The 12662-nt window shown below is 64.2% G+C and carries 10 protein-coding genes; all 10 read right to left on the bottom strand.

All coding sequences use genetic code 11. The features are described from left to right. Positions 1-107 precede the first annotated feature (107 nt). Positions 108-1796, bottom strand: coding sequence for an FAD-binding protein (locus tag AC6JBC_RS17740; protein WP_498026776.1), 1689 nt, complete (start codon positions 1794-1796; stop codon positions 108-110). A gap of 167 nt (positions 1797-1963) precedes the next feature. Next, complete coding sequence (locus AC6JBC_RS17745; protein ID WP_498026777.1) at positions 1964-2986, bottom strand: zinc-binding dehydrogenase; 1023 nt, start codon at positions 2984-2986, stop codon at positions 1964-1966. Further along, the gene (locus AC6JBC_RS17750; protein WP_498026778.1) at positions 2986-3660 is read right to left on the bottom strand and encodes an SDR family NAD(P)-dependent oxidoreductase; all 675 of its coding nucleotides are present in this window, start codon (positions 3658-3660) and stop codon (positions 2986-2988) included. Before AC6JBC_RS17750 ends, AC6JBC_RS17745 begins: the two co-directional genes overlap by 1 nt. Before the next feature lie 23 nt (positions 3661-3683). After that, positions 3684-5045: a spinster family MFS transporter gene (locus AC6JBC_RS17755; RefSeq protein ID WP_498026779.1), complete on the bottom strand. Its 1362-nt coding sequence runs from the start codon at positions 5043-5045 to the stop codon at positions 3684-3686. 158 nt (positions 5046-5203) lie between these two features. Next, on the bottom strand, positions 5204-6052 hold the full coding sequence (locus AC6JBC_RS17760) for a TauD/TfdA dioxygenase family protein (RefSeq protein ID WP_498026780.1): 849 nt from the start codon (positions 6050-6052) through the stop codon (positions 5204-5206). Between the two features lie 19 nt (positions 6053-6071). Continuing rightward, a complete protein-coding gene (locus AC6JBC_RS17765) occupies positions 6072-7817 on the bottom strand; it encodes an N-acyl-D-amino-acid deacylase family protein (RefSeq protein WP_498026781.1) in 1746 nt (581 codons plus the stop codon). Between the two features lie 179 nt (positions 7818-7996). Beyond that, positions 7997-8926: a phytanoyl-CoA dioxygenase family protein gene (locus AC6JBC_RS17770; protein ID WP_498026782.1), complete on the bottom strand. Its 930-nt coding sequence runs from the start codon at positions 8924-8926 to the stop codon at positions 7997-7999. Between the two features lie 77 nt (positions 8927-9003). Further along, complete coding sequence (locus tag AC6JBC_RS17775) at positions 9004-9216, bottom strand: hypothetical protein (protein WP_498026783.1); 213 nt, start codon at positions 9214-9216, stop codon at positions 9004-9006. 121 nt (positions 9217-9337) lie between these two features. Then, entirely contained in the window at positions 9338-10357 is a 1020-nt protein-coding gene (locus AC6JBC_RS17780; RefSeq protein WP_498026784.1) for an MFS transporter, read from the bottom strand. A gap of 122 nt (positions 10358-10479) precedes the next feature. Next, entirely contained in the window at positions 10480-12567 is a 2088-nt protein-coding gene (locus AC6JBC_RS17785; RefSeq protein WP_498026785.1) for an acyl-CoA dehydrogenase family protein, read from the bottom strand. Between the last annotated feature and the right edge of the window lie 95 nt (positions 12568-12662).

Consider the following 12662-nt stretch of genomic DNA (forward strand, 5'->3'; position numbering starts at 1 on the left):
CGACCACTTAAACAGGATCATCCTCCAGCCGTCATCGCGCTGCTGAAACGGCGGATGAGCTGATCTTTCCCGTCAGCCATGCATGCCGCCTCTTCAGCTTATCAGGATCAGGCGTTGCCGCCGGTCATGTGACGTGCGGCGACATAGGCGAAGGTCATTGCCGGGCCGATGGTGACGCCTGCGCCGGGATAGCTTTCGCCCATGGCGGACGCTGCATTGTTGCCGACTGCATAGAGGCCCGCGATGGGCGCGCCCGTGTCGTCCAGCACCTGTGCCTTTGCATCGGTCAGCAGGCCGCCATTGGTGCCGATGTCGCCGGGATAGATGGGCATGGCGTAGAAGGGGCCTTTGTCCAGGGGGCGCAGGCAGGGATTGGGGCCGTGGCGGAAGTCGCCATACATTTTGTCATAGGCCGCTTCGCCACGGTGGAATTCGGGGTCTTCGCCCTTGGCCGCGTGGGTGTTGAACTGGGCGATGGTGGCCGAGAGCGCTGCGGGATCGATGCCGATCTTGCCCGCCAGTTCCTCGATCGAGCGGCCCTGCTTCAGGATGCTGCGCACGCCCTTGTTGTGAATGAACGTCGGCATGAGCGGGTAGAGCGGACCCATCGGGAATTTGTGGCGATATGTGTGGTCGAAGATCATCCAGCTGGGGCTGGCGTCGTTATGTTCCGCTTCTCGCCGGGCCATTTGCTGGCCGACGATATGGTAGGAGGCGGCTTCGTTGAGGTAGCGCTTGCCGCTCTGGTTGACCATGAGGCAGCCGGGCAGCGCGCGCTCGACGGTGCAGAGCCGTCCCCGATCCTCGCCGGGGACGTAGAAGACGGGCGCGGCCCAGGCCGATTGCAGGTTCAGCATGTTCGCGCCGACGGCTTCACCCGCGCGGATCGCGTCGCCGGTGTTGCTGGTCACGCCGCCCGAATAGCGCGACGTCGGGTAAAGGGGCGAATTGGCGTCGCGCATCGCCTGGTTCTTGTCGAAGCCGCCAGCGGCGAGGACCACGCCCTTGCGCACGCCGATGCGGTAGGGCTTGCCATCCTTTTCGACCACGGCGCCGGTGACGCGGCCACCTTCGCGGATCAGTTCGCTGAGCGGTGTGTTGAGCCAGACGGGCACCCCCGCCTTGTCGAGGGACATGCGCAGGCCGCCGGTCAGCGCGTTGCCGAGCGTCAGGCGGCGATCCTTGCGCGAGGTCAGGCGGAAGGGGAGGTCGAGCCAGTAGCGCGACATGTTGACGACGAGGTTCTTGATCCAACCCTTCGTGCGGTAGAGCAGTTCGCTCGTTTCGCTGAAGTGCCAGTTGAGATAGCCAAACAGGCTGGCCGCGGGCGAGGCGAAGCGCAGGGTGCGGATTTCCTTGCCGAGCGGCTTCCCATCAATGGGCATGGGCAGATGGGTGCGATAGCCCTGCGCCGACCCGCCGGGATTTTCTGCATGATAATCGGGATAGGGGAAGGCCATGTACTGGACCGGCGTGTTCGCCATGACCCAGCGCAGCATGGGCGCGGCATTATCGACATAGGCGCGGATATTTTCGTCCGGGACATTGTCCGCCGAAAGGCCGCGCAGATAGGTGAAGGCGTTGTCGAGATTATCTTCAAAGCCCGCCGCCCTGGCGACGTCGCTGCCCGGAATCCAGATGCCGCCGCCCGATGTCGCCGACGTGCCGCCCCACAGGTCAGCCTTTTCAACGATCAGCACTTCGGCGTGGTTGTGCGCGCCGACGAGGCCCGCGAGCAGGCCGCCCGCGCCCGACCCCACCACCAGAATGTCGACTTCCTTGTCCCAATTGCTCATTATAGCCCCATTCCGATCCGGGTTCCAAAGCGGACAGGGAGCGCTGCCGCCATCAGGCCGCTGCGCTAATCCCCTCCCGCGATATTCACGCGAACTGTGCCCTTCCCGGCTATAATGTCAACTTCTTGCGTAGCTGGCGGGCGATTTTAGCGTGCAAGGTTGACGGTTCAGGGTCGGATCAGCACCTTGCATTCGCGCGGCTGGCTGCGCAGCGCCTCAAAGGCGGCGGGCAGTTCATCCAGGCTGACGGTGGAGGTGTGGATGGGCTTTGGCTTGATGGCGCCGGTCGCGATGGCGTGGATCACTGCCTCGAAATCCCGTTCATTATAGGCCTGGCTGTAGCGGATGGTCAGTTCCTTGCCGAGGGCGATGACGGGGGTGATGGTTTCGTCATGCATCACGACGCCCGCGACGATGATCTGCGCGCGGACGGCGGCGAGTTGCATCGCCTGGTTGAAGATGCCGGGAACGCCGATGCATTCGAAGATGATCCGGGGAGCCGGTTCGCCGGTTGCCTGGGCGAAGGCGGCGGCGACATCCTGAACCTGCGGATCAATGACGGCGGTGGCGCCGACCTGCTGCGCCAGCGCGCGGCGTTCGGGAGAGCGCTCGCTCACCACCACATGGCGCGCACCGGCGTGGCGGGCGAACAGGGCGACGGCAACGCCGATGGGGCCAGCGCCCAGCACCAGAACCGCCGCATCCTTGGGCATATGGGCAAGGGACACGATATGGTGGCCGACGGCGAGCGGCTCGACCAGGGCGCCTTCCTCAAGGGTGACGCCTTCGGGCAGGCGCTGGACCATGTCGGCGCGGGCCGTCACGAGCTGGGCATAGGCGCCCTGCGCGAGGAGGTTGGTGCCGGTGAACAGGTTGGCCGAGCAGAGCGCGGGCAGATCAGCATCGCAGGCGGGGCAGTGATGGCAGGCGTTCAAGGGGAGGGCGGTCACGCGGTCGCCGACTTTCCATGGGCCTTTCACGTCGCGGCCAAGGGCGGCGATGGTCCCGGCGAACTCATGCCCGAATATGAGGCCCGAGGGCGTATGGGCGCTTTCCGCCATGTGGAGGTCTGACCCGCAAATCCCGGCGTTGGCGACTTCCAGGATGACCTGATCGGCGGCTGGAACAGGATCGGCGACGGTTTCGATGGCGAGCGGCTGGCCTGCTCCGCGGAAGATGGCGGCGCGCATCAGCAGCGGCCCGTCACGGGGATGCAGGCGCCCGTCACGGCGGCTGCGCCGTCCGACAGGAGGAAGGCGATGACGCTGGCGACCTGCGCGGGGGACACCCATCGGCTGAAGTCCGCGTCGCTCATGTCCGCCCGGTTGGCGGGTGTGTCGATGATGGAGGGCTGGACGGCGTTCACGCGGACACCATTGTCCTTTTCTTCCTCGGCCAGCGCTTCGGTGAGCTTTGCGATGCCCGCCTTGCTGGCGGCATAGGCGCCCATGCCTGCGCCTGCCTTGATCGCGGAGGCGGCGCCGATGCTGACGATCGCGCCGCCGCCGTCGCGCAGGGAGGGGAGGGCAGCGCGGACGGCGTTGACGGCTGTGCGCAGGTTGATGTCGAACAGGCTCGCCCAGGTCGCGACATCGCCATCCGCGACGGTTTCCCAGCGGAAGGTGCCCGCGACATTGACGAGCGCTGCGACGGGGCCGTTGGCGTTGATCGCCTGATTGACGGCCGTCGCCGTTGCGTCGGAGTCCGTTAGATCGATGCCGCCCAGATAGGTGCCCTGCGTCGCGGCGCCTGCGCTGTCGGCGCGGTCGATGCCCGTCACTTTATAGCCTGCCTGTGTCAGCGCTTGGGTTACGGCCTGGCCCAATATGCCAGCAGCGCCGGTTACGATCGCGTGCGTTTTCATGCTCTCTTCTCCTGTCTCTGCGATCAGAGCGTCGATTCTGTCAGTTTTCCCTGGCCGAGCGGCGAGATCCCCTCATCCGTGCGGCCGACGCGGGTCAGATCGTGGGGATAATGAACCGAAGCCCGCCAGAAAAGCAGTCCGCCGAAAATCGTCAGCACCGAAAGCGAGAAGAGGCTGACGCGGAGGGATTCGGCGCCAAACCGGTCGGCCAGCAGGTCGCTGACGACCCCGCCTATCACCGGGCCAAACGCGCTGCCGATCACGTTGATGATGACAACCAGCATCGCCGTTGCCTGCGCCCGTTGATGCGGCAGGACGAGGCGGGCCGCGGCTCCGAAGGAGGGACCTGCCCACATGGCCGCCATCATGCCGGTGAGGATGGAAAGTAGCGCGACGCCAGGGACGCGTAAGCCGCCGATCTGCACGGCTGCGCCACCCGGCAGGGTGAACATGACGATGAAGATCGGGAAGGCGAGGAGGAATGCGATGGCGGGCACGCGCAGTTGCCAGGCTTCGCCACGGACGCGCAGGCGGTCCACGATGACGCCGCTCAGCAGGCTGCCGGTGATGCCGCCGATCGCCGCGCCGATGCCGAGCCAAGTGCCTGCCTCGACAAGGGTCATGCCATGGGAGCGCATGAAGAAGGCGGGCGTCCAGATGGCGGCGGCATAGCCGAATATGTTGAACGTCCCGACGCCGAGCCCCAGCAGGCGCAGCGAGGGTATCGCCCAGCAGCGCCTGATGGCATTCCAAAGGCTTTCAGACGGCCCATCGCCGGTAACCTGCATAGCCTTGCCGCGGCGTGGGCCGGTGATCCAGAGCAGCAGCGCCAGGGGGAAGCCGGGGATCGCGAGCGCGAAAAAGGCCCAGCGCCAGCCCCACATCGCGGCAACGGCTGCGCCGCCGGTAAGGCCGAGCACGACGCCGATATAGGTGGAGGCCGAAAGGACCCCCATGGCGCTAGACCGGCGCCGTTCATCATAGAGGCTGGCGAGGAGCGATTGCGCAGGCGGCAGGCCGCCCGCTTCGCCGATGCCGACCATCAGGCGGGCGATGCTCATGTGTAGCATGTTGCCAGCCGCGCCGCATGCTGCCGTGGCCGCGCTCCACAGAGTGGCGGACAGGGTGAGGACGCCGCGTCGCGACCAGCGGTCGGCGAAACGCGCGAGCGGCATGCTGAACAGCACGTAACTGGCGACGAAGCCGGGTCCGCCGACCAGGCCGAGGAGCGAATCGGACGCGCCGAATTCCGATTTGATCGCGGGAATGAGGACGGAGAAGACGTGGCGATCGGCGTAGCTCAACGAATTGATCGCGAGCAGCAGCAACAAGATATAGAGCGCATAGCCCGCGCGGGCCGGGCGTTCCTCCGTCGGCGCCATCATTCTCTCCTCACATTGGCAGGCAACCGGTCCGCGTCGCAAAAACTTCATGGCCGGATGCAATTATTTAAGGAGGGATGGCGCAGATGCATCGGATTCGCAAGCGCGGAGGTCATCCAATCCGCAAATATGGAGCGCTGCCCGTGAATGCGCGACGGTCGTCAGTGCGCTGAGGCAGTTACGGGATCATGGGGACCTTTGGGCGGATGGCCTACGAGCGCGACGCGCTTCATGACGCGGCGGCTGTTGTAATCCGCGATCGCGCAATGCTGGGTCGTGCGATTGTCCCAGAAGGCGATGTCGCCCACATTCCAGGAGAAGCGGACCTGAAATTCCGGCCGCTTCACATGATTGAGCAGGAAGTCGAGCAGCATGCGGCTTTCCTCCTGCGACACGCCCATGATCTGCGTCGTCCAGTTGGCGTTGATGTTGAGCGCCTTGCGTCCGCTGACCGGGTGCACCTCCACCAGCGGGTGGATGGCGGTGGAAAAGCTGTGCACCTTGTCCCCCAGCATGTCGCGCATGGATTGGCTGCGGGCTGCGAGCGGCTGGATGGAATGAAGGGCGCTGAGGCCGTCGATCAGGTCCCTGATAGGCTGGGACAGCGCTTCATAGGCGGCGACCGAGCTGATCCAGCAGGTGTCGCCGCCGACGTCGGGCTTGACCATGCATTGGAGCAGCGATCCCATCGGCGGCGCTTCGAGATAGGTGCGATCCCGATGGAGATATTCAGCGCCCGCGCCCTTGGCCGAATTACTCTCCATCCATAACACTTCGCGCCGGGCGGCGGGATCGGGCTGAATCTCCGAGAGGTCGAGCGTGCCGAAATGACGCCCGGCGCGCATATGTTCTTCCTCCGACAAAGGCTTTTGATTGCGGAAGAAGACGACATAATTGTCATAGAGCGCGTCGTTGATCGCGGCGACGGTTTCGGGCGAAAGATCAGTGGAAAGGTCGACGCCCCTTATTTCCGCGCCGATTGCGCCGGTCAGTTTGATGACTTCGATCATGACGATTTCCTCTGGTGATTCAGGCAGCGGCCAGCGGGGCGCCCGGCGCCACGACGTGGCCCGGCAGGGCGCCGGTCAGCTGTCCATTGATGACGATCGGCTGGCCATTGACGATGGTCGCCTTGACCCCGGTGCCCAGCGCTTTCCATCGGCCGATGCCGCCGGGCAGGTCATGGACGAACTCCTTGCGCCACGGGCCGATGGTTTCGGGATCGAAGATCATGATGTCCGCCCAACCGCCAACGCGCAGCGTGCCGCGATCGGCGAAACCGAGCATCGCAGCGGGGACTTGCGTTATCTGGCGGATGCCTTCCTCCAGCGTCCAGCGTTTGCGCTGTAGGACCCAGGAGCGCAGGAAATAGGAGCTCCAGTCGGCGCCATCATCCTTGTGCAGATGGGCGCCGCCATCCGACACGCCGACGATCATGTTGGGATGCCCCTGCGCGACATCGACCGCCGCCGCCCATTCGGGGCTTTCGGTGCGCCAGCGGAAGGTGGTGCGCAGATCCTCGTTCAGCGCCAGATCGAGCATTGCGTCCATCGGCGCGACGCCCCAATCCTGCGCCAGTGCGGCGATTGACTTGCCTTCCAGGGAGCGATTCCGTTCCTCGGCGACTTGCACCACATAGACGTCGGGCCATTGGGGCGGCGGGAGAGTGGTGCCTTTCGATGGATCGCGGTTGCTATTTTCGACTGAGTTGCGGACCCGGTCGCGCCATATCGTGTCGCGAAGGGCGGCGCGCCTTTCCGCGTCGGGCAGGTTCAACAGGTCGTTGAAGGCGAAGCACGCCTTATAGTGAACATTGTTGGGGCCGATTTCGACGGTGCGGTCGAAGGGGCGGCTCATCAGCAGGGAATAGACGGGGGTGCCGCGCGCGGTTGCATCGTCGAGGAAGCGGGACGCCGTGTCCCAGCTGGCGGTCGGCACATCGACCTTGCTTGCGCCGCCGATGCCCTGAATGATCACGGGCAGGCCGGATGCCTCGCCGATCTGGAGCAGGAGGTCATAATCGTCCTGCGTCATGCCGCCGATGGCGCTGGCCGGCAGGTAGCAGATGGTGCCCGGCCGCGTCCATCCGGTGGCGGCGCTGAGTGCCAGAAGCTCATCACGGTTGGCGCGGCGGGAGGGTACGGGTCGGCCCTTGATATCGAGATGCGTGGGCGCTGCGGAGGAGGAGAGGCCAGCGGCGCCCGCCTTGACCGCTTCATCCACTATCGCCTGCATGGCGGCGATCTCTTCGGCTGTTGCGTCGCGGTCGTAAGCACCTTCGCCCATGACCCAGCGGCGGATGTTGGAATGGCCGACATAGCAGGCGAAGTTGACGCCGAGCCTGCCTTTGAGCGACGACAGATACTCCGGGAAGGTTTCGAAATTGTCCCACGGTACGCCAGACAGGGCGATGGGGTTCATATCCTCCACGCTGGCGAAGATGTCGGTCAGGAATTCCCGGTCATCCTTGCGCACGGGTGCGGCAGAGAAGCCGCAATTGCCCGCCAATACGGTTGTGACGCCGTGGAAGCAGGACATGGTGGCATAGGGATCGAAGGTGATCTGCGGATCATAATGGGTGTGCGGATCGACTATCCCCGGCGCGACGATCATGCCGCTGGCGTCGATTTCCTGCTCCGCCGTTGCTTCGGCGAGGAGGCCCAGGGCGGTGATATGGCCGTCCCTTATGCCGACATCGATCCGGCGGCGGGGCAGGCCGGTGCCGTCGATCACTAAGCCGCCGCGAATGATCAAATCGAATGTCTGCGATGTCATGCGCCGGGTCGCTCTCTTTGGTTCTGCTGTACGGCGAAGATGTATTCCCAATATGGAATAGGGTTCACCAATAGGCGCAGCTTTGCCGCCTATCCGGAAAAGGCGCGCGGCAGTGCAGAGGGCTGAAAGCGCAGAAGCGGGCCTGGCCGGATCGGTCCCGGCAGGCCCGCATTCTTACCTCACCATTCCATCTCGGGCGTGACGATGAGTTCCTTCACTGCGTCGGGAGCATAGGTCCAGGGTTCATCGAAGCCGACGGAAACCGAGCTGTAGCCCAGGATCTGGCGCAGGGTTTTGGATGATCCCTTCATCACTTCGGGGTCGATCGTCATCGGGAAGTTGATCATGGGTTTCCACCAGGGCGGGCAATATCCGATGATCACGCCAGCGCGTTCAAGGTCCGTTGACGTGTTCGCGCCCGTGCCGTGCAGCAGCAGGTCGGTATAGATGAGCACCGATCCGGCAGGCGCTTCGGCAGGAACGGATTCATATTGCACGGCCCAGGATTGTGGTTCCGTATCGCGGTGGCTGCCGGGCACCATGCGGGTCGCGCCACTGGATTCGACGAAATCATCGAGGCACCAGATGAAGCGGGTCTGCGCGGCGCCCGCCGACAAGGGCACCGCGCCACTGCGGTCGCGGTGGATGCCCTGCTGCGCGCTGCCGGGGCGGGTGACGTTCGCGCCATAGCTGTGCACCAGATAGGATTCGTCAAGCGTCTGCGGCCCCAGCAGTTCGCGGGTAAGCTGAAGCGGCAGTTCATGTTCCAGAATGTCGCGGAAGAAGCGTTCGCGGTTCATCAGATGGCATCCCGACATGCGACGGTTGAGATCGTCATTGTCGGTGTAGAAGCGGCGCACGCGCTCTTCGTCGATCGCCTCTTCACGGGCGATTTCGGCGGCGAGGAAATCGCGCATCTCGCGCGCCTTGCTGCTGCTGACGACCTCTGCCGCTATGGCATAGCCCGCGCGGTCGAGATCGGCGCGGATCTGGTCCATGTCCGTGGTCGGCTGCGGCAGCGGGCCGTCAAATTCGAGTGGCTTTACTGGGCGGGTGTCCATTGCGCCCATATTGTGCGTGACTTGCCGCTTTGCTTGTCCGGTGGCCATGCGATTTCCTCTCTCCGTTATTCGCCAGTTGTGTTTCCACTCACTATAGGATGGAGAGCAGCAACGCCGCAATCAATTCATACCGTCGTTGTAATTTCTTTTTTCAATGCTCGCATCGCTTGCGCCCAGTGCCATGCACCCCATAATGAGAATCCGGTCAGGCAAATCATGGAGTCGCGCAAGCCGAGTGTGGTGTCACCATCGCGCAGATAGGCAAAAAGATCGCTCAAAATGCCAGCTGCGAGTGGGCCCATCGACACACCTATCAGGTTTGCGGCGATGATGTTCACTGCGCTGGCGCGCGCGCGCATGGACACAGGGGCGAGGCTTTGCACGAGTGCGATGGATGGTGCGGTCCATAGCGAGCTTAGAATATATGATGGTATCAATATAAGCAGGAGGGTGACGCCATCAGGCATGCTGAGGGCCGCAATAGTGAGCGGCAAGGACAGTACCATGCCGACGATCGGCACCCGGAGGGCCAGATGAAGTCCCGCGCCACTCACGCGCGTTCCCTGCCAACCCCCTACCCAAGTGCCGATCGCGCCGCATATGCCGGTGAGTAAGCCGAGACCTATTCCTACATGCGCCAAGCTCATCCCATGACTGCGGATGAGAAAGGAGGGTAGCCAGGTCATGAAGCCCATCTGGGAAAATGCCATGATCGTGGTGCCGCATCAAATGGACGAACGCACGTCTTTGTCCCAGCACTCGCAGGCTTGCGATGAAGCCCATTGGCGCCTGTACTTCGGATTCGCGAAGCGTCGGGTGATCGGTACCGCCGCGGACAGGTTCCCTGGAGATCAGCGGAAACAGGATCGCGATAAAAATACCGGGAACCCCTGCGATCAAGAGCGCCGTCCGCCAATCCGTCGCCTGCGCTACGACGCCGCCAATCGAAAGGCCTGCCATGATGCCGACAGGTACGCCGATCGCGAAAATCCCCACTGCGGCGGGCCGCTCGCGTGGGGCGTAGAGGTCCGAGATGAGCGAGTGCGCTGCGGGAGCAAAGCCCGCCTCGGCCAAGCCCACGCCCATGCGCGCGGCGAAAAATCCCCCGAAACTGCGGGTGAGGCCGCATACGGCCGTCATGATGCTCCAGCTGGCGGTGAACAGCGCGATCAACCGCACGCGATTGACCCCACGGTCGATCAGCTGGGCGATGGGGATGCCCATCAAGGTGTAGAAAATCCCGAAGGCCCCGCCCGTCAGCAAGCCGAGTTCCCAGTCAGCGAGCTTGAAGTCGGCCTTTATCGGTTCCTGAAGGATGACGACGATCTGACGGTCGAGATAGTTGAGGCCGTAGATGAAGGCGAGCATCAGCAGCATGGCGGTACGGCGCTGCGCCTTGAGCGGCGCAGACGCGGCGAACCCGTCCGGTCCATCCGCGGGGAGGGCATCCGACATGGTCAGTGGTGCCGGGTTCGTCATCAGCTTGTCTCCCTAGGGGCCGCCGTCTTGCGCAACGGTTTTGGCCTAGGGAGCAGGATCATCGGATCGTGAACAGGATCAATGCGGGCGCGCAACTTTCCGCGCATATGGAAGGCCGAGCGTCAAGCGCGCGGCAGGCCGAGATGATGCTGGGCAATGATCGTGCGATGCACTTCGCTGGTGCCGCCATAGATGGTCTGGCCGATGGACTGGCGATAGGATTCCTCGATCTTCGCCAAGGCGGGCGTTTGATGGGTGAGCGTGCCGGGCGCGGCCAGCGCGGCGAGGTCGGCGGCATCAGCCATGTAGATTTCGGTGGTGAACATCTTGGCCATCGGGCCGATCGCGCGGGTCATACGGCCTGCCTCGATCGCCCAGGTGACGCGGCGGCACATGAGGTCTGCGATTTCCAGATGGGCGCGCACGCGGGCGAGGCGGGCGCGGACAGATGGCTTGTCGATTGGGCGCTTGCCCGACCCGTCGCTGCTGCTGGCCCAGTCGAGCGCGGCGCGCATCAGGCTGTGGTGATAGATATGATAGCCTTCGCCGCCATGTTCGATTTCCATGGCGGCGGCCATGACCTTGAGCCCGCCATTGACTTCGCCAAGGCGGTAGCGGTCTGGCACGCGGACTTCGTCGTAGAAGGTGATGTTGGTGCGTTCATCCGGCAGCGTATTGACCGGCTGGATCGTGACGCCCGGCAGGTTCATGGGGAAGAAGAAGATGGTGATGCCCTTATGCTTGGGCGCATCGGGATCGGTGCGGGCGAGCATCAATATATAGTCGGAGATATGGGCGCCGGTCGTGAACATCTTCTGGCCGGTGATGATCCAGTCATCGCCATCGCGCACGGCGCGGGTGCGGGCGGCGTACATGTCCGATCCTGATGCAGGCTCGGTAAAGCCGAGGCAGGCAAGGGCCGATCCATCGGCGAGGCGCGGCAGGACTTCGGCCTTTAGTTCGGGCGAGCCGAATTTCATCGTCATGCGCGCGCCCATGTTGGTGCAGCCGATCGGGATGCGGGAGAGGCCGAATTCCTCGAACACGCGGCCGAGCGCGGTGACTTCCATGGGGTTGCGGTCCTGCCCGCCCCATTCGCGGGGCCAATCGGGATAGGCGAGGCCAGCAGCGGCGAGCTTACGGTGGAGATCGGGGAGGTGGCCGTCGGTGGATGTGGCTGCTTCGGCGCGCAGTTCGGGGGTGACTGCCGTTTCGAGGAAGGCGCGCACTTCAGATGCGAAGGCTTCTTCGCGTGCGGTAAAGCCCATTTCCACACCGGGATCGCCTGCGTCGGGTAGCGCGGTTGTTGTGCCTGCCCAGAGGCGATCGCCCGCGTCAATCAGCCGGTCCTCCGGATCGCCTTCCGCCAAGGCGACGCGGTCGATCGCGAGGAAATAGAGGTGGATGTCATATTCATCGGAGAGGCCGTAGCCGCCGAAAGTGCGCAGCGCCCGGCGCACAGCGGCGCGGGCGGTGGTGGCTGTCCACCAGCTGGTCAGGGCTGCGAGAGCGCCTGCTTCGGGCTGCTTCTGCGCGACGCCCCAGATCGTGCGCCATAGCAGCAGACGGCCGCCCTCCATGTCGGTGATGGAGTCGGCGAGGGGGAAGGCGACGCCCTGAAATGCCCCGATCGGCTGGTCGAACTGCTTGCGGTCGGTGGCGTAGGCGGCGGCCATTTCGATAGCGCGGGTGCCTGCGCCGACGAGCCATGCGGAGCGCAGCAGGGTTCGTTCGGTGAGGGCGGCTTCGAAGGACTGCCTTGCCGCGTTGCCGTTGGCGATGATGCGCCTTTCGCCATCGGGCGTGGCGGCTTGGATGGCATCGGATTGCCAGATTAGCTGAATGCAGCCGTCCTGCGGGTCGAAGCTGATGGGCATCGAGGATGCCTGTTCGAGCAGCGTAGCGGCGGCTTCGCCTTCCAACTGGCCCATAAGCGCGCAGGCGGCGATGCCGTCCGCGATCGGGAGGGGGGCCGCGCCACGCCCTGCCGCTTCGCAGATCAGCGCGGCTTCCATGAGGCCCATGCCAAGGCCGCTACGATCTTCGGGCGCGCGCATGGTGATGAAGCCCATCTCGGCGGCTTGGCTCCAGAGGTTGGCGTCGATGGCGCCTTTGGATGCGCGGGCGGCCTGCACCACTTCTTCGCGATCGAAGAAGCGCAGGGCTGCTTCCTGCATCATCGCCTGCTGTTCGCTAAGTTCGAGATTCATGCCGTTTTCACCTTGTTCGCGCCCTTCTGCTTGGCCATCCTGAAGCGCAAGATGTCAATTTGGCGGCGGCGCGCTTCCGGCAGTGCGGAAGGGCG

The organism is Sphingobium sp. RC1, from assembly GCF_059738765.1.